The organism is Xanthomonas maliensis (assembly GCF_009192945.1).
GTDB classification, from domain to species: domain Bacteria; phylum Pseudomonadota; class Gammaproteobacteria; order Xanthomonadales; family Xanthomonadaceae; genus Xanthomonas; species Xanthomonas maliensis.
Genome location: NZ_NSET01000004.1, coordinates 36,235 through 54,608 on the forward strand (window position 1 = coordinate 36,235; position 18,374 = coordinate 54,608).

At 64.7% G+C, this 18,374-nt stretch carries 14 protein-coding genes; 5 read left to right on the forward strand and 9 right to left on the reverse strand.

What is annotated here, in order from left to right; translation table 11 throughout:
• Positions 1–77: 77 nt before the first annotated feature.
• Genes CKY51_RS00855 through mtgA form a run of 3 tightly spaced genes read right to left on the reverse strand, consistent with a single transcriptional unit; the run spans position 78 to position 2,249 of the window.
• Complete coding sequence (locus CKY51_RS00855; protein WP_022973238.1) at positions 78–506, reverse strand: CBS domain-containing protein; 429 nt, start codon at positions 504–506, stop codon at positions 78–80.
• Positions 466–1,506: a glycosyltransferase family 2 protein gene (locus CKY51_RS00860; protein ID WP_022973237.1), complete on the reverse strand. Its 1,041-nt coding sequence runs from the start codon at positions 1,504–1,506 to the stop codon at positions 466–468. Before CKY51_RS00860 ends, CKY51_RS00855 begins: the two co-directional genes overlap by 41 nt.
• Positions 1,507–1,508: 2 nt before the next feature.
• Positions 1,509–2,249: a monofunctional biosynthetic peptidoglycan transglycosylase gene (gene mtgA, locus CKY51_RS00865; RefSeq protein ID WP_031340255.1), complete on the reverse strand. Its 741-nt coding sequence runs from the start codon at positions 2,247–2,249 to the stop codon at positions 1,509–1,511.
• Positions 2,250–2,324: 75 nt separating this feature from the next.
• Between mtgA and hslO the strand changes: the two genes are divergently transcribed.
• On the forward strand, positions 2,325–3,215 hold the full coding sequence (gene hslO / locus CKY51_RS00870; protein ID WP_022973235.1) for an Hsp33 family molecular chaperone HslO: 891 nt from the start codon (positions 2,325–2,327) through the stop codon (positions 3,213–3,215).
• 156 nt (positions 3,216–3,371) lie between these two features.
• Entirely contained in the window at positions 3,372–4,193 is an 822-nt protein-coding gene (locus tag CKY51_RS00875) for an XOO1806 family protein (RefSeq protein WP_031340253.1), read from the forward strand.
• Positions 4,194–4,871: 678 nt separating this feature from the next.
• Here CKY51_RS00875 and CKY51_RS00880 read toward each other — a convergent pair.
• Together CKY51_RS00880 and CKY51_RS00885 are read right to left on the reverse strand one after the other, a co-directional pair.
• On the reverse strand, positions 4,872–7,832 hold the full coding sequence (locus CKY51_RS00880) for a TonB-dependent receptor domain-containing protein (protein ID WP_152248745.1): 2,961 nt from the start codon (positions 7,830–7,832) through the stop codon (positions 4,872–4,874).
• Positions 7,833–8,092: 260 nt separating this feature from the next.
• Positions 8,093–8,701, reverse strand: coding sequence for a TetR/AcrR family transcriptional regulator (locus CKY51_RS00885; protein ID WP_152248746.1), 609 nt, complete (start codon positions 8,699–8,701; stop codon positions 8,093–8,095).
• A gap of 132 nt (positions 8,702–8,833) precedes the next feature.
• On the opposite strand from CKY51_RS00885, the gene CKY51_RS00890 reads away from it, so the two are divergent.
• Entirely contained in the window at positions 8,834–9,757 is a 924-nt protein-coding gene (locus CKY51_RS00890) for an alpha/beta fold hydrolase (RefSeq protein ID WP_022973231.1), read from the forward strand.
• Positions 9,754–12,231 carry an acyl-CoA dehydrogenase gene (locus CKY51_RS00895; RefSeq protein WP_152248747.1) on the forward strand — a complete coding sequence of 826 codons (2,478 nt, stop codon included), beginning with the start codon at positions 9,754–9,756 and terminating at the stop codon, positions 12,229–12,231. Before CKY51_RS00890 ends, CKY51_RS00895 begins: the two co-directional genes overlap by 4 nt.
• Before the next feature lie 255 nt (positions 12,232–12,486).
• Here the strand turns inward: CKY51_RS00895 and CKY51_RS00900 are convergent, their stop codons facing one another.
• The gene (locus CKY51_RS00900) at positions 12,487–12,840 is read right to left on the reverse strand and encodes a DUF1304 domain-containing protein (RefSeq protein WP_022973229.1); all 354 of its coding nucleotides are present in this window, start codon (positions 12,838–12,840) and stop codon (positions 12,487–12,489) included.
• Between the two features lie 108 nt (positions 12,841–12,948).
• Positions 12,949–14,295 (reverse strand): NTP/NDP exchange transporter, encoded by a 1,347-nt coding sequence (locus CKY51_RS00905; RefSeq protein ID WP_152248748.1) that lies wholly within the window; start codon positions 14,293–14,295, stop codon positions 12,949–12,951.
• A 533-nt stretch (positions 14,296–14,828) separates the two neighbouring features.
• On the opposite strand from CKY51_RS00905, the gene CKY51_RS00910 reads away from it, so the two are divergent.
• On the forward strand, positions 14,829–16,211 hold the full coding sequence (locus CKY51_RS00910; protein WP_038221858.1) for a serine hydrolase domain-containing protein: 1,383 nt from the start codon (positions 14,829–14,831) through the stop codon (positions 16,209–16,211).
• A 1,247-nt stretch (positions 16,212–17,458) separates the two neighbouring features.
• Here the strand turns inward: CKY51_RS00910 and CKY51_RS00915 are convergent.
• Positions 17,459–17,671 carry a hypothetical protein gene (locus tag CKY51_RS00915; protein WP_022973225.1) on the reverse strand — a complete coding sequence of 71 codons (213 nt, stop codon included), beginning with the start codon at positions 17,669–17,671 and terminating at the stop codon, positions 17,459–17,461.
• A 69-nt stretch (positions 17,672–17,740) separates the two neighbouring features.
• Positions 17,741–18,181 carry a histidine biosynthesis protein HisIE gene (locus CKY51_RS00920; RefSeq protein ID WP_152248749.1) on the reverse strand — a complete coding sequence of 147 codons (441 nt, stop codon included), beginning with the start codon at positions 18,179–18,181 and terminating at the stop codon, positions 17,741–17,743.
• Between the last annotated feature and the right edge of the window lie 193 nt (positions 18,182–18,374).

The window sequence follows — 18,374 nt, forward strand, 5'->3', positions numbered from 1 at the left end:
ACGGTGACATGACCAAAGTGCCTAACGACGTCGCCGCCTGGCATCGGACCGATGGCACCGGCGCGCGGGCCCCATGGCTAGCTGGCGATATAGCGCTGCAATTGGTCGATATCGCGCCGCTGCTCCTCGATCACCGACTTGACCAGGTCGCCAATGGAGACCACGCCGACGACCTGACCGCCATCCACGACCGGAAGATGACGGAAGCGGCCGGTGGTCATCAATTGCATGCAATGCTCCACCGTCTCGGCGGGCGACACCGTCACCACCTCCGAGCTCATGATCTCCGACACGCTGGTGGTCGCCGATGAGCGATCGCGCAACACCACTTTGCGCGCGTAGTCGCGCTCGGACACGATGCCGACCAAGCGCGGGCCATCCATCACCAGCACGGCGCCGATGCCGCGATCGGCCATCACCCGGATGGCCTGGATCACCGCCGCATCGGGGGCGACGGCGAACACCTCAACCTGCTTGCTGCCCAGCAACTGCCGTACGGTCTGCATGATCCGCTCCGCGAGTGTTGTGGTGCTCGCAGGATACTCCTGTCGTGCCGCAACGGCTGTCGACCAAGTACAACGGCCGCTGCTTGGCCTCATCGTAGAGCCGCCCGAGGTATTCGCCGATCATGCCCAGCGCAATCAGCTGAATGCCGCCCAGGAACAGAATGACCGCCATCATCGTCGGCCAACCCGGCACCGGGTCGCCCATCAGCGCCGCCTTGGCGATCACCCAGCCGCCGAACAGGAAGGCGACCAGGGCGGTCAGCAAGCCCAGATAGGTCGCCGCGCGCAACGGCACGGTGGAAAAGCTGGTGATCCCGTCCAGGGCGAAATTCCAGAGCCGCCAGACGGTGAACTTGCTGCGCCCCGACAGCCGCGGAGCACGCCGATACGGCAACGCCACCTGGCGAAAACCCACCCAGCCGAACAGGCCCTTCATGAAACGATGACGCTCGCGCAGCTGCTGCAACGCCTGCACCACGCGCGGCGACAGCAAACGAAAGTCGCCGGTATCGGCAGGTATCGGTGTCCGCGACAAGCGGCGAATCACCCGATAGAACGCGTGGGCGGCGGTCCGTTTCAGCCAACTCTCGCCTTCGCGAAACACGCGCGTGCCGAACACATTGTCGTACCCGGCGCGCCAGAGCGCGACGAACTCCGGGATCAGCTCGGGCGGATCCTGACCATCGGCATCGAGCAGCACCACCGCGCCGGGCGGGACATGGTCCAATCCCGCCGATAGCGCAACTTCCTTGCCGAAGTTGCGCGACAGACGCAGCGCCAACACCTGTGGATCCTCGGTAGCCAACCCCTGCAGCACCTCCCAGGTCCCATCGGTGCTGCCGTCGTCGACGTACAGCACCTGCGTCTGCAAGCCCTCCAACGTCGCCAGCACCGCGCGCAGACGCGGATGCAGCAGCGGGATACTGGCCTGCTCGTTAAAGGCGGCCACCACCACCGTCAGCCGATGCTCCGGCGCGGATACGGTCACTGCGTCTGCCATGCTCAGCGATCCTGCAGATAGGCCGGACCGCCCAACTGGCCCGCCTGCCGCTGGATCCAGGCCGCACGGCGCTGGACATAGGCCCCGGGCCGGCGCGCGTCGTAGCGTCGCGGCGACGGCAGCACCGCAGCCAATCGCGCCGCCTCACTCGGCGCCAGCGCGCTCGCATCCTTGCGCCAGAACTGCTGCGCCGCCGCCTGGGCACCATAGATGCCGTCGCCGAATTCGGCCACGTTCACATACACCTCCAGAATCCGCGACTTCGGCCACAGCAGCTCGATCAGCACCGTATACCAAGCTTCCAGGCCCTTACGGATCCAACTGCGTCCCTGCCACAGGAACAGGTTCTTGGCGACCTGCTGGCTGATCGTGCTGGCCCCGCGCACGCGGCCGCCACGCGCATTGTGATCGCGCGCCTTCTCGATCGCCTGCAGGTCGAATCCATGATGGAAGGGGAATTGCTGATCTTCGGCGGCCACCACCGAAATCGGCAGGCTGGGCGCGATCGCATCGAGATCGCGCCATTGCTGGTGCAGGCGGAACTGCCAGTCGCCCTCGCCCCAGGCTTCCAGGTAGCGCCCTATCATCATCATGCTGATAGGCGGGTCGATCACACGCAGCACAGCGACCTGCAGCAGGCTTGCAGCCGCGAACAACAACGGCGCGGCCAGCAGCCAACGGCCCCAGTGCCGAGATCGCCGCGACGGCATGCCTTGCTTGCCATCCACTCCATCCGTCCCCATTGTCTGTGTCGACCTCTCATCCCGATGCCTGCCGCATTATCCGGCAACCGGCGTCTCCTACGTTCGAACGTCTCCATGACCGATCACGATCAGTTGTCCCGCTTCCTGCTGCCTACCGCCGGCGTCCGCGGCGTCCATGTCCGCCTGTCCAAGGCCTGGCGCGACTTGCAAGGTGCTGCCCACTACCCGCCATTCGCCCGTCAGCTGTTGGGCGAAGCCGCCGCCGCCGCCGCCCTGTTCACCGGCCACACCAAGGTGGATGGGCGCCTGTCGGTGCAACTGCGCGGCAATGACAGCTTGCGCACGCTGTTTGCCGAATGCACCGCCGCCGGCACCTTGCGCGGCATCGTGCAGCTCGCCGACGGCACCGACGCCCCGACCGACCTCCGCGCGCTAGGCGATGGTGCGTTGTTGGCGATCACCATCGAAAACCCCGGACTCGATCCGCGCGAGCCACAGCGGTACCAAAGCCTGGTCGGCATCGATGCACCAGAGCTCGCCGAGGTGTTCGAAACCTATTTCCTGCAATCCGAACAGCTGCCCACCCGATTGTTGCTGGCGGCTGGCCCGGATCAGGCTGCCGGACTGCTGTTGCAGAGACTGCCTGGCGATGAGGGCGACGACGACGGCTGGACACGGATCGGCGCCCTGTTCGACACACTGGGTGCACCGGAACTGCTGTCGGTCGCAGGACCCGACTTGCTGCACCGACTTTTCCATGAGGAGTCGCCGCAGGCCCTTGGCAGCAAGCCTTTGGCGTTCGGCTGTTCCTGCTCACGCGAGCGGGTCGGCGCGATGCTGCAGTCATTGGGCGAGCAGGAGGCGCGAGCGGCCGCGGAAGAGTCCGGTCAGGTCGAGGTGCGCTGCGAGTTCTGCGGCCGCGAGTATCACTTTGCTTTGACCGACCTGGACGTACTGTTCAGCGCAGCGCATCCGCACCAGGCGGCGCCAGAACGGTTGCAGTAGAGAGCATCCGACAAGCGCCGTTCAGGGGAGAGCGGAGACTTGTTAAATAATCATAAACGGCCTAGCATCCTTGACTGTCCCCTCGCGGGAACTTAACACCTGACCCTGGGTCTGATTGTTGGTATGCGATATTTCCTGCGCCTCTCGTTCGCTTTGCTGGCAGCCCTAGCGGCAGCCACGGGCGTGCACGCGCAGTCGAAGGACAGCACCATCCTGCCGGTCTGGAACAAGGGCAGCGGCAAGGTCGAAGCGTTTCTCTATCTCGAGCCCACTGGCGAGCAAAAGGCGGGCGCACGCTGGCATTTCGGCCGCAATTCGCTGGACGCAGCGTTTGGCCTGGGGTCCGGCGACTCGCTGGGTCTGCTGTGCAACAGCAGCCGCGGCACCAATATCAGCTCGCTTGCCAGTCATTGCCTGTTGGCAGGTATTGGCGACGATGAGGAAGACAACACGTCGGCGTCGCACCGCGTCTCTGCCACCCTGGGCTTCAATCGCGGTGGCGCCCGCGCCGGAGTGACGGCGGGCACTGGCCGCGACAGCCTTCCCGCTTGGATGGCAGGCGCCGGCAAGGCGCCGTTGATTCGCGTCGAGCAGAACGATCTCACCGTGTTCGGACAGAAGAACATCGGCCGCGAAGGCTTCGTATCGATCGGAGGCACCTACGCCCGTGCGCGCCTGGTCCCGCTGGCCGACGTCTCGCCAGCAATCGCCGATCAATGGGATAGCAAGACCCTGAGCGTCGGGGGCGGCTATGGCGCCTTCAGCGCTAATGTGATCGGTCGCGTCGTCGATGTCCCTGGGCAGCCGGAGAAGTGGGAAGGCCTCGGCCTGGGCTTGACCTGGCGCACTCCCTGGAGCGGACAGCTCACGGTCGGCGCCGAGAACGTGATCTCCAAGGGCAAGAACCCCTTCGCGCCCAACAACGAGTCCAATAGCGACGGCACGGTCCCTTACGTGAGATACGAGCAGGACCTGTAGAGCCTCGTATTGCCGGCGCTAGCGCCTCGCCACTGACACATCGACTGTTGCCGGCGATGCCCATAAGACATCGCCCTGTCGCCGTCACACCGGACGCTCCCGCTTTGGGACCGTTCGGTGCGATTGGGATCCTCATTCTCATGCCCCAGCCGATCCTTTGGCCCGCCTTCGCTGCAGCGGCCAAACGCAATGCGACAACGCTGCCACGATCTTAGCCTCAGGGCGGCCCATCATGTGCCACATGGGCGGTCGTCGGGTAACGCGCGATTTTCATCGGTCAATCGATAAAGCGTCACATGACAGCTCGCCGCCCAGAGCAAGCGAAGCAGACATGCGTGACTGCGCCTGGCGGCTTGCATCAGTTCTCGCGATCGGCGTTTCGGCGAGGCGGCCACAGCCCTCTTCATCAAAGACAGCACACGCTGATCTGCCTGGCCCCTGACCACGATTGGCCCGTCCGCACACTGCTCGGCTTGAAGTGAGACTGCCGCAGAGCGATGAAGCCCGGGGGCCGTCGAACGTCCCTGCTGGCGCGCGGGCCCGCAGGCCGCTGTAGACGCAACGCCTCAGTCCACCTCGCAGATCGACAGGACACCGCTCGGCGAGGAGCCGCGCACAAAAAAGGCGCCCCCGTGAGGGGGCGCCTGGACTTACCACTTCACGCCTGATGATCTTCGATCAGAAGCGCTGGGTGTAACGCATGTACAGGAAGCGACCGATGTCGAAGCCACCGAAGTAGGACACGTTCGAGCTCGGCTGGCTGTACAGTGTGGGACCGACGCGGTCGAACACGTTGTTGGCACCTGCTGCGATCGTGGCATTCCACGGAGCGTTCCAACGTACCTGGACGTCGTTGAACACCGTCGCACCGCGCTCGTTGGTCGGGCTACCGATCGACACGCCCTGGTTGTTCGGGACGCGGTAGTTCGGATCGCTGCACTCATCCGGGAACGAGGAGGCGCTGAGGCAAGATTCCTTCAGGCCGGAGAAGTAACGCACCGTCCAGCTCGCACCGAAATCACCCTTGTCCCAGTTCATGGCCACGTTGGAGCGAATGCGGAAGTGGGTACCGGTGGTGGTGCCCGCCCAACCCACGCCCGTCATCGGGTTCGGGTAGAGAACCGGATTGCGGGTGGTGACCAGGTCATCACGACTGGTGTAGGTGGTGGTCCACTGAACTGCAAAGTTGCCCAGCGTATCGTTCGAGTAGCGGTAGCCCAGATCCAGATCGTAACCTTCGACCTCGCGATAACCTGCATTGATCGACGTACGGCGCAGGTTGTTGACGATACCGGTCACCGGATCGCGGGTAAACGCGTTGCAGCGCTCGGCGATGCCGTTGATGTAGCAGTCGTTGAGGATCAGGTTCGCGGTATCGCTGATGATGGTGTTATCGACGCGAATCTCCCACCAGTCAAGCGACACATTCAGACCGGTGACGAAACCCGGGCTCCAGACAAATCCCAAGGTCTTGGAGGTCGAGGTTTCCGGAGTCAACTGGTCGTTCGAACCGGACAGGAACGCAACCGGCGTCTGCGAAGAAGCGGCAGTGGTCGGCACGAAGCCCTGCGCCAACTGACGGAACGTGTTGGCATTACCCGGCAGGGCGGCTGCACAACGCGCACGCACAGCGGCACTGGTGCGCGATGCACCGAACTGGACGTCGCACGGGTCAGTGTAGGAGTCGAAGGTCTGCGAGCCGCCGCCGTACAGGTCCGCAATGGTCGGGGCCCGGAAGCCTTCGGCCCAGGTACCACGCACCATCAGCGATTGGATCGGCTTCCACTTGAAGCCGAACTTGCTGTTCACGGTATCGCCGAAGGTGTTGTAGTCCGAGTAGCGGCTAGCCATGTTCAGGCTCAGCTCCTGCGCGCCCGGCAGATCGGCCAGCAGCGGCACGTTCAACTCGGCATAGACTTCGTCGACCTTGTAGCTTCCGGCGGTGGGGAAGTTGGCCAGACCGGAGGTATTGCCCGACTGAGCCAATGCATCGGGGCTGAATTCACCCTCTTCCTTGCGCTGCTCAGCACCGACCGCGAAGCCGAGGTCGCCGGCAGGCAAAGTGAACAGGCTGCCCGACAAGTTGGCGCTCACCACCTTGGTCTTGGTGTCAGCGGTGGCGTGGGTGGTCGGGAACAGGAATGCCTGCAGTGCCTGGTTGCCAGTGAGCGCCCCCGGGCCGGTCTGGCCAGCGGCGATGAACGGATTGAACGGCACGCACTGGGACAGCGACACCGGAGCAGCGGCCGAACCACATTGCGCAACACCCGATGCATTGATGAAGGACGCACCGACTGCCGAACGCAGCGAGGTCAGGTTCAGGTCGCCGGTACCGCTCTGCACCAGCTTGTTGTTGTTGTAGAGATAGCCGACATCCCAGTCGAAGATGCGCTCGCCGAACTGGAAGGTGCCATCGAATCCACCGGTGAAGCGATAGGTGGTCAGCTCCGAACGGGTGGTGCGGGGCACTTCGGTGGTACGGCGCCACCAGTTCGGGATCTCGCGATTGAGCGGATTGAAGGCGCTATCCACCGACATCGGCGAACCAAACGCCAGCGCCTGGTAGGGATAACCGGCAATCTGACGGGTGGAGTCGCGGTTGCTGTACAGCACGTTGGTGCGGAAGCGCACGCTGTCGGTCAGATCGTAGCTACCATCGACGAACAGCGAACGACGCTCTTGCGGCGTACGCAGGTCGGTCCAACGGTTGGTGTTGGTCTTGTCCTGAGTGACGAACTGATCGGTGTTCTGCGCACGGTAGTCGGCCGGGTTATCCGGGTTGCCGCCGTCACGCACCAACACGCGAACCTCACGGTTCGGATTGGAGGCCGACGCTGCCGGGTAGCGCACGTTCGGGAGCGCGTCTGCCGGGCGGCTCACGAAACCACCGAACTCACCCACCGACGTCCAGCCGAAGTTAGGATGGTTGGACGAACGCGGGAACTCGGAGTAAGGGCGATCCGAAGCGGCGACCTTGTTCTCCTTGGCATACTCCACGCCGACCGTCAGGGTACCGCGCTCGCCGGTCACGCCCATGACGAAATCGGCATTGGTCGTTTCGCCGTCACCCTGCGAGTACTGACCGTAATAGACGCTGCCGGTCGCACCGTCGAAGTTGGTCCGGGTAATGATGTTGATCACGCCGGCGATCGCGTCCGAGCCGTAGATCGACGAGGCGCCATCCTTCAGCACTTCGATACGATCAATCGACGAGACAGGAATCGTCGAGATGTCCTGCAAACCATCGGTGGTGATGCCCAGACGCTTGCCATTGACTAGGACGAGCGTACGCGCCGCTCCCAGATCACGCAGGCTGATGTAGGTACCGCCCACGGCTTCGCCGGAGGACAGCGGCTGCGAACGGCTGATCGGCGGCGTACCGACGGCGCTGATGTTTTGCAGAATGTCGGCAACCGAGGAGAAGCCCTGCTTCTCGATGGCGGCGCGGCTGACGGTCAGAACCGGCTGTGCCGTTTCCGTGTCCACCTGCCGGATGCGCGAACCGGTCACCTCGATGCGATCGAGGTTGGTCGGACCGGCTTCTTGCGCACCCGCGGTCATGGGAACGACGCTGGCTGTTGCACCCACCGCGATGGCGAACGAAATCGCGTCGCGGAGCTTGCTGGTCTTGTAAATCATTGAACTCTCTCTCCAAAGATCTTGGTGGTGGTGAACACCCTGCCCGCGGGTCCGAAATGCGGTCCCAAAACGGCAGGTGAACCTGATAGTAGCTACCAAGCCAAGAAAATTAAAGATCTGTTAACGATAAATATGTGCGGCGTGAATTGCAGCACGGAATACCAAGACTCAAAATAAGACCTTAATGGCGCAAGTAGCGCTATCCCTCCGCCCGCGCGGATGGCGATTACTGCGTCGCTACTGGCCTGGGTTAGCCCTGCTTACCCAGGGATTAACGTCTGGATCACGTGCTCGACGTAGGCCTCGAAATCCTCACGCGCCTGCTTGGGTTGCTGCAGTTGCAGCGACAACTGCAGGAATCCGACATAGGCCGCGTAAGCCAGGCGAGCACGGTGCTGCGCGTCGGTGCGGCTCAGGCCTGCCTGGCGGAACGAGGCAATCAGATAGTCCAGGCGCCGTTGCGAGACGCGGTCGATCACCGGCCGAACTGCCGGGTGGTCCAGGGCTTTCAGCAACTCGCTGTAGATGACATGCGGGGTGACTTCATGCGCAACCAGTTGGAATAGCGCGCGCAGGCGGGCGCTGGGATCGGGCACTTCTTCCAAGCTACCGAAGACTTCCTTCTGCTCGAAGATTTCCCAACGCTCCAGGGCCGCCTGCAACAGGGCGTCGCGCGAGGGGAAGTGCCAATAGAAACTGCCCTTGGTAACCCCCAAGCGCCGCGCCAACGGCTCCACCGCTACCGCGCCGACGCCTTGTTCAGCGATCAAATCCAGCGCCGCTTGCGCCCAGTCGTCGGCACTGAGGCGATTGCCCCGGCCTGCGTTGGAACGTGGGGAATTGGGATGGGGTTCGGCGGCATTGGTCATCCGATGATTTAACCATACGCCTGGGTTGGTTGCAGTACGCACTGCATAGGCGGTGGGGCCTGGCGCGGTCCTGAACAACCGTCCATACCAAAGAGTATTGACAGGCGCGCCCCACCGTCCATACGATTAGGTATGGTCACCTCATCCGCTACCCTCGCACCCCAGTCTGCCGTCGGCCAGACCGCGACGGGCGACGTGTCGCTGGCAGTCGCCGTGCACGGCGATGCCAACGCTCCCACGGTGGTGCTGGCACATGGGTTCGGGCAAACGCGCCACGCCTGGGAGGGCACGGCGCAGACGCTGGCCGCAGCGGGCTATCGTGCACTCTCCTACGATGCGCGCGGCCACGGCGACTCCAGCCGCAATCCGCCCGCCTCGCGCTACACGGCATCGCAGTTCGTCGACGACCTGATCGTGCTCGCTGGCGAACACGCCGAGCCGCCGGTGCTGGTCGCCGCTTCGATGGGCGGCCTGTTCGGATTGCTCGCCGAATCGCGCTGGCCCGGTCTGTTCCGCGCGATCGTGCTCGCCGACATCACTCCGCGCTGGGAGGCCGCCGGCGTGGACCGCATCCTGCAGTTCATGACGGCCCATCCAGACGGCTTCGCTTCGCTGGATGCCGCGGCCGATGCCATCGCCGCCTACCGCCCGCATCGCCCGCGCAAGTCGCCTACGCAGTTGCAGGCGTTGCTGCGTCAGCGCGAAGGCGGCCGTTGGCAATGGCACTGGGATCCGCGCTTGATCGCCGAACTGGCCGGCGGCGATGCCGACACGCAGCAGCGCGAGCTGCTGGACGCCGCCGCCCAGGTGCGCTGCCCGATGCTGCTGATCAGCGGTGGGCACAGCGATCTGGTGACGCCCGCCAGTATCGCCGAATTCCTGTCGGTGGCGCCGCACGCGCAACACGTGCAGCTCGCCGATGCCACCCACATGGTGGTGGGCGACGACAACACCACGTTTACCGCCACCGTGTTGCATTATCTGGACGCACTGCCGGCGGTTTGCACCATCGCAGCGTCCAACACTACCGAGCATGTCACTGGAGCAAGACCATGAGCATCGTTGCACCGTTCCTCCTCGTCATCCTGGCGGCGGGTATCGCTGCCTATCACCGGATGCGCCTTGCCACGTGGGTTGCGATCAGCGCCTGTGTGCTGGTGGCGTGCTGGCTGCTGGGTGCCAATCTGACCGCCACCATCGTGGCCGCCGCGCTGGTCGTACTGGTGTCCGCGCCGGTGCTGTTGCCGTTCCTGCGCAAGCCGCTGCTGACCACGCCATTGATGGCCTTCTTCCGCAAGGTGCTGCCGCCGCTATCGCAGACCGAGCGCATCGCACTGGAGACCGGCTCGGTCGGTTTCGAAGGCGAGCTGTTCACTGGCGACCCGGATTGGCAGAAGCTGCTGAACTATCCCAAGCCGCAACTCACCGCCGAAGAGCAAGCCTTCCTGGATGGCCCGGTGGAAGAGCTGTGCAAGATGATCAACGACTGGGAAATCACCCACGTCCACGCCGACCTGCCGCCGGAGCTATGGGACTTCATCAAGAAGAACAAGTTCTTCGGCATGATCATTCCCAAGCAGTACGGCGGCCTGGGTTTCAGCGCGCTGGCGCACCACAAGGTAATCCAGAAGCTGTCCTCGATCTCCAGCGTGGTCAGCTCCACCGTCGGCGTGCCCAACTCGCTCGGCCCCGGTGAGCTGCTGCTGCATTACGGCACGCCGGAACAGAAGGACTACTACCTGCCGCGGTTGGCGGTCGGTGCGGAAGTGCCGTGCTTCGGCCTGACCGGTCCGTTCGCCGGCTCCGATGCCACCTCGATTCCGGACTACGGCATCGTCTGCAAGGGCGAGTGGAATGGCGCCAATGTGCTGGGCGTCAAGCTGACCTTCGACAAGCGCTACATCACCCTGGCACCGGTCGCCTCGCTGATCGGCCTGGCGTTCCGCGCCTACGATCCGGACGGTCTGATCGGCGATAAGAAGGACATCGGCATCACCCTGGCGCTGCTGCCGCGCGACACCGCCGGCGTGGAAATCGGCCGTCGCCACTTCCCGTTGAATTCGCCGTTCCAAAATGGCCCGATCCATGGCGAAGAAGTGTTCATCCCACTGAGCCAGCTGATCGGTGGCGTGGAGATGGTCGGCAAGGGCTGGAACATGCTCAACGAGTGCCTGGCCGTCGGTCGCTCGATCACCCTGCCCTCCACCGCCAGCGGCGGCAGCAAGGCCGCGGCGGTGGTGACCGGTGCGTATGCGCGTATCCGCAAGCAGTTCGGCCTGTCGGTGGGCCGCTTCGAAGGCGTGGAAGAAGCGCTGGCCCGGATCGGCGGCAAGGCCTATGCGATCAGTGCGCTGTCGCAGGCCACCGCTGCTGCGGTGGATCGCGGCGATGTGCCGTCGGTGCCGTCGGCGATCGCCAAGTACCACTGCACCACCATGGGCCGCGAAGTGGTCAGCGACATGATGGATGTGATCGGCGGCAAGGGCATCATCCTGGGGCCGCGCAACTTCGCCGGCCGCGCCTGGCAGGCCGCGCCGATCGGCGTGACCGTGGAAGGCGCCAACATCATGACCCGCAGCCTGCTGATCTTCGGCCAGGGCGCCATCCTGTGCCATCCGTGGGTGTTGAAGGAGATGCAGGCCGCACAGGATCCAGATACCCGTCGTGGCCTGGAGCAATTCGACCACAGCCTGTTCGGTCATATCCGCTTCGGCATTTCCAACGCGGTCCGGTCGTTCTGGTTCGGCCTGACCGGTGCGCGTATCGGTGCGGCGCCGGGCGATGCGTATACCCGTCGGTTCTTCCGCAAGCTGGATCGCTATTCGGCCAACCTGGCCTTGATGGCCGACGTGTCGATGCTGATGCTGGGCGGCAAGTTGAAGTTCAAGGAGTCGCTGTCCGGTCGCCTGGGCGATGTGCTGAGCCATATCTACATGACTAGCGCGATCCTCAAGCGTTACCACGATGAGGGCGCGCCGGCGAGCGATCAGCCGCTGCTGGCCTGGGCCTTCCACGATAGCGTGCACAAGATCGAAACCGCCCTGTCGGCGGCGCTGCGCAACTTCCCGATCCGTCCGGTGGGCTGGTTGATGTGGGCGTTGATCTTCCCGCTCGGCCGTCGCGCCGAGGCACCTGGCGATCGCCTGGGTCACCGCGTGGCCTCGCTGTTGATGACGCCCAACGAGGCCCGCGACCGTCTGGCGCAGGGCGTGTTCCTGACCCCCTGCGCCAACAATCCGGGCGGACGCATCGCCAGCTACCTCAGCAAGGCAGTGATGGCCGAGCCGGTGGAGCGCAAGTTCCTCAAGGCGCTCAAGACCAAGGGTATCGAGGCGCTGGACTTCTCCGCTCAGCTGGACGAGGCAGTCGCCCACGGCGTCCTGAGCGCCGAGGAACGCAAGCTGCTGGAGGAATTGCGCGAGATCATGATGGACACCATCACGGTGGACGACTTCGATCCGCACGAACTGCGCGCCGCAAGCTACTACGACCAGCGCCAGCCGCAGCAGCAGCCGCGCGAAGCGGCCTGATCAGCGACGACATGCCATGGCGACGGCGGGCTTCGGCCCGCCGTTTTTGTTTGCGCTTGCAGGCCAGGCGGCGGGTCATGTGTCGGCCGGGCCACCATGCCTGTCTTCAGACAGCACGAGAACGAAAGGCGCAGCACTCCCTCGGCTTCCTCGCTGATCACCCCTTGATCGCTCAGGATCGCCGTCGTGGCGTCCAGCAGGCGGAAGCCGAGGAGCGATGTTGCAAACGACCGGCCTGGACGATGCCGCAAAATCTCAGTGCGGCACCCACACCAGCGCCAGCGCGATCAACGCCGGCATCGCCTGCACGAAGAAGATCCGGCGATTGACGCTATACGCGCCATAGCAGCCGGCGACCACCACGCAGCCCAGGAAGAAGCTGGTCACGTCCACGCGTGCTTGCAGCGCTCCCCAGAACAATCCCGCGGCCAGGAAGCCGTTGTAGAGGCCCTGGTTGGCAGCCAGCACGCGGGTGGCCTGCGCCTTCTCCAGGCTGTTGCGGAAGGTCTTCAGCCCCAATGGATGCGTCCACAGCGCCATTTCCAGCACCAGGATGTAGACGTGCAGCAGAGCCACGCACAGCGCAGCAATCATGGCAATCAGGGACATGGGGCAGTGGCAGTGTCGAGGTGGCTGCCAGCATAGCCGCGTTTGCCTGCACGCGCGCGGCCGACAGCATCCTTCGGCCGGATGGCAAGCGTGTGCCGCCTGCGCCGATCAACGGTCGGGAGCGTCCGCCCCGCGCTCGGCCGGCAACTTGCGCGCTTCGCGCAAGACGCCCAGCGCACCCACGGTCATGCCGGCAGCCACTCCCAGACCGGCGATGAACACCGCCGAAGAGCCCAGCCCGGACAGCAGCTTGTAGACCCAGACGAAGCTCAGATCGCTGCCACGGTAGACCACGGTATCGATCGCCGCGCCAGCCTTGTAGCGCCACTGGCGATCGACCCGGGTATAAAGCGTCTCGCGCGCCGGCTTGGCCAGCGAGAATTCGCTCGCGCGCGTCACCACCTGCACGATCGCCACCAGCATCGGCAACGGCGAGGCCGCCAGTGCGGCGTAACCGAGGATGATCGCGCAACCCGGGATCAGCAGCGCCGGGGCAATGCCGTAGCGCGACAGCAGCGCACGCGTGACCAGCAACTGCAGCACCAGGGCCAAGGCATTCACTGCCAGGTCGATGCCGGCGTAATACGCGGTACTGGAGGCCGCATCGGTGTACAGGCGTCGCACGATCGCCGCCTGCTCGTTGTACAACAGGGTCCCTACCCCGACACCGAACAACACCATCAGCGCCAGCCAGCGCAGCAGCGGCTCGCGGACGATCAACTTCAATCCCGCCAGGACCTCGCCCCCCATCGGCACTTCGCCGCCGACCACGCCGCGCTCGCGCTCGCGCGCGACCGCCCACAGCCGTAGGCGCAACACACACACCAGGCAGACGATCAGGAACCCCGCCGACACCAACATCAGATTGGCGATACCGATGCGCTCGACCAGGCCGCGGGTCAGGACCGGTCCCAGGAAGGCACCGAGCGTACCGGCAGCGCCGATGTAGCCGTAATAGGCCCGCGCCTCCGCGTTACTGAAGACATCGGCCATGAAGCTCCAGAAGACCGCGACCGCAAACAGGTTGTAGACGCTGATCCACAGAAAGAACGCCATGCCGCGCCCAGGTACGCCGCTGTCGAACAGCGCGTAGAACAGCAGCAAGGTGGCGATGAAGAAGCCATAGACCACTGGCAGGAACACGCGACGCGGATAGCGGCTGACCAGCGCCCCATAGATCGGCTGCAACAGCAGCATGATCAGGAAGGTGCAGGTAAACAGCACTTGCAGCGTGAAGTCCTGCAGCGGCACCCCATGCGCGGCGAAGAAGGCGATCATGCTGGCAGGGAAGACGGTGGCGACGTCGGCCGAGGCCCCCATCGCCTCGCGCACCGGACGCAGCACGTAGTAGCCACTGAGCAGACAGAAGAAATACAGGAACGACCAGGCCAACGGCGGCGAGCCGCGCAGCGCGCGACGCAGCCGAACCGATGCCGATGGCGAGGACGCGCTCATCGTGTCGCGGCCCGCGGAGACGGACGAATGGAGAGGAGCATGGCGTGGGCGCAACGTCCGCAGGAATGCGCGCACGTTAGCCGATGCCGGCGACAGCGGCCAGTCGGCACGGGGGCGCCTGCTGTGCCTTGCAGAGGTCGGCGTGCTAGCAAGCTCGCGAGACAGGAAGAGGCTTCGGCACCCAGCGCTCGTCGGCGCCGGATGCGTCGAGCAGCAGCCCCTTCGGACCCCGCGCCTCGTTGACGTGATCGCCACCGCGGCGGCGCCATCAGGTCGCGCTTGGCGCGATGGCGGCCGTGCCGCTCGCACCTCCCGGACATCGGCCCGGCGCAGGCATGCGCAGCGGATGCGGCACGCGACTTGCAACACGACCAGTTGTCGGCAGCGCCGCGCCGACATGCATGGCGCCGGCCTCAGCTCGACTCAAATTCGCCAATAGGATCAATACGATGCCCATTCATCTTGCGGCAGTTTGTGCTATCGCAAAAGGCGGCGCTAGAATCGCCGCAAGCAGTGGAACAGGCGGGACGATCATGACTGAAATGCGCAGGCGCCGACGGTTCCGTCCGTTGGCCATCGGGCTGTTGGGGGCGTTGTTGCCCTTGGCGCTTTCCTCCACGGCCCAGACCCCTGCGCCCGCATCGGGACAGTTTCAGCCCGCTGCCACGCTAGCCCAGTCGCCGACGGCCCCGCTGCCCTATCGCGCCTCGCTTCCGGCCAGCAAGGTCCTCCCGCCAGACGCCAGTTTCGATGTCGCCAGCTTCGAGGCGATGGCCGATCAGCTGACCTATGGCAACCGCGTGCCCGGGATGGCAATGGCCATCGTCCAAGGCGGCAAGGTCCTCAGCGCGCGCGGTTACGGCGTGACCGACGTCAATCACCCGCAACCGGTTGACGCTCATACCGTGTTCCGCTTGGCCTCGCTGTCGAAGGCCTTCGCCGGCACCATGGCCGGCTTGCTGGTCAACGACGGTGTGCTGCGCTGGGACAGCAAGGTGGTCGACTACGTACCGGGCTTCCAGCTCAGCGATCCCACCGCCACCCGTCAATTGACGGTCGCCGAAGTCCTCAGCCACCGCGTCGGCTTGACGCGCAATGCCTACGACCGCGATATCGAATCCAACGTCGATTACTACTCGCTCAGTCACAGGCTGGCCGCCGCACCGCTGCGCTGCGCGCCGGGCGATTGCTATGCCTACCAGAACGTCGCTTTCAGCCTGGTGGGCGATGTGGTCTTCGCGGCGTCCGGCAGCTTTTACGAGCAATCGGTGGAGCGTCGCATCTTCAAACCGCTGGGCATGAACGATGCCAGCATGGGACTGGCCGGTATCCAGGCCAGCCCGCACTGGGCGCGCCCACACGTGCGCAGTCGCAATGGCTGGGTTTCGCTGACACCCAAGCCGACGTACTACCGACTGGCGCCGGCGGCGGGCGTCAACGCCAGCGCCAGCGACATGGCGCAATGGTTGCTGGCCCACACCGGCCATCGTCCGGATGTGCTGCCTGCCCCGCTGCTGGCCACGTTGCACGCGCCGCTGATCTCCACCCCCGGCGAAATGCGCTCGGGTTGGCGCCACGAGCGGGTCAATACCGCCAGCTATGCCTTGGGTTGGCGCATCTTTGACTATGCCGGTCATCAAGTCGTCTTCCACGCCGGCGCCGTGCAGGGGTATCGCGGGCTGGTCGCACTGCTCCCCGAACGCGACCTGGGCGTCGCGATTCTGTGGAATGGCGAGAGCGGGCTGCCGTCGGGACTGCTGCCGACCATCCTCGATCGCGCCTTGGGGCTGCCCGCCAAGCGCTGGCTGGACATCGATGTGGATGGCGACTTTGGCAGCGAGAACATGCTGGCCGAACGTCCGGATCCGGCTGCAAAGGGTGCGTCCTCCAGCAAGTCGGTCGCTTCGCCGCGTTGATTTGCGACCGGGGGCACCTCGGTTTTTGAAACCACGATGGCGACTGCGCATGGCGCGTCGCCAGCAGCACAGGCGCAGCGTGTCCATCACGCCGGCGGTCTCCGCTACGTGTCTGGCATCTCGGTCTTCGCTAAGCACCGGGCATACGGCATCGCCGGTGTGCCTTATCGAAACGCTGATCGTCTCTGGCCGCTGCTCGGTCACTGGAGCGCGGCGCGGTCTTTGCTCGCGGCCGGGCGATCTCATCGTACGTGGAGGTCATTGTGTAGGTCTGTGAACCTGCCGCCCCTGCAGCGCAGCAGGCGACCCGCGTATCTGCACGCGTGCTTCGAGTAAATGCGAAGATCCACGCGACTGCCGCGGCGTCGGCCTGGCGGATGCGTCCAACGTTGCCCGGGGCAGCTCGCTGAGCCAACGGGTATCGCCGCGCACCTGCAGCCACCGGCCGGTAGCGAAGAGTCCCGGCTTCCACCACGCATGCCAGAACCGCGATCAGCGCGGCCCGATCTGGGTCCGCCAACGCGCGTGGACAGCAACGCGGCTGCGCGACGAACCGCCATTGCCGATGCCAGTCACCCGCGCGTCGCGTGTCGGTCGGTCGTTTGCCAGACGACGCCTGGCCGTGGCTGCCCACCTGCAACGCCGGCCCGCCATCGCATCTCCCAACCGTCGAACGGGTCGCCCAAGCGAGCGCACCTCCGGCCCGCGCTGGCACGCGTCACCGGGGACGCGGTCGAAGGGAGCGACGAAAGACGGGCGCATGGACGACGATTGGCAAGCTCGGCCAATTCCACAGCGGCTCGACGCGTCGACCGTAACACCGGTCGCCCTGCCATGTGGTCGCCGGCAGGGCGCGTCTGTGGGAAGCAGTCTGGCGATCGCGATTGATCGGGCGCTCAAAGGCATTCTCGGGGCGAGCTACAAACTGCGCTGGTCGACACAGCGACTGGCAAGCTCAGCCAGACACGCACCGACTCGGCTCGCTTGGTTACGTCGCACAAGGCTGGCCAAGCGTTGGCCACCGTCGCAGATCCGCGCCGTCTGCGCGATCGCCACGCGCGCTCTGGAGCGTGTTGGTCCTTTGAGGTGAGTGCGAAGCGTCCTGTGGCGTGTCGAGACGAGGCGTGCGGCTTGCCTTGGCGCCAGCCAAGCCGGCGCCACGCAGCGCCACTCCGCTGACGGCCAACGCCTCTCATCTCAACGTGCATCACACGTTCTAGGCAGTGACGTTCGCCGACGCGCGCAGCTTACCGGAACGGCATCGCTCCCCGCCTGCCTGGGTAACGGGTCGCGGCGCTCTGGACGTAGCGGTCGTCGCCCACACGTCGCTCAAGCTGACAGGATCGGCAGATCAACGGGATGCGAATGCGGTGCAAGACGGGAATCATCGGCACGCGATGGACTGCAGCGGCCAGGAATTCCAGCGCGGCGCGGCAAGCAACCCGCTTGGCGATGCCCATAAAAAAGCTCCCTCCCCGCTGGGCGTCGGGGAGAGAGCTCGATGGTTACGGCGATCGGGTCTTACAAGATCAGATCAGCGGCGCCGGGGTTGCCGGCAGAGCAACCGGAGCGGCCTTCTTCTTGCGAGCGGCCGGCTTCTTCTTGGCGACCTTCTTCGCAGCAGGCTTCTTGGCGGCGGACTTCTTGGTCGCCTTCTTCGCCGAAGCCTTCTTGGCGGTTGCCTTCTTGGCAGTCTTCTTCACTGCCTTCTTGGCGGTCTTCTTGGCGGTTGCCTTCTTGGCAGTCTTCTTCACTGCCTTCTTGGCGGTCTTCTTGGCGGCTGCCTTCTTGGCAGTCTTCTTTACTGCCTTCTTGGCGGTCTTCTTGACGGCCTTCTTGGCGGCAGTCTTCTTCACTGCCTTCTTGGCGGTTGCCTTCTTGGCGGTCTTCTTGACGGCCTTCTTGGCGGCAGTCTTCTTCACTGCCTTCTTGGCGGTGGGTTTCTTTTTCGCAGCTTTCTTCGTGGCCATGTGATTGGCTCCTCGTCAGTGAACTATGGAGTTGAATCGCCCAGTTGAAGCAAACCCCGGGACGGGAGACCGTCGTCGGGGGACCGTCCGCAGATAGTGCGCGACGTGACGGATACAGAAACACCCGCATCGAGCGGCGACACGGGTGCGTGGTCGGAACAGGTACCGCGTTTTTTTGGAGGGAAGCGAACCC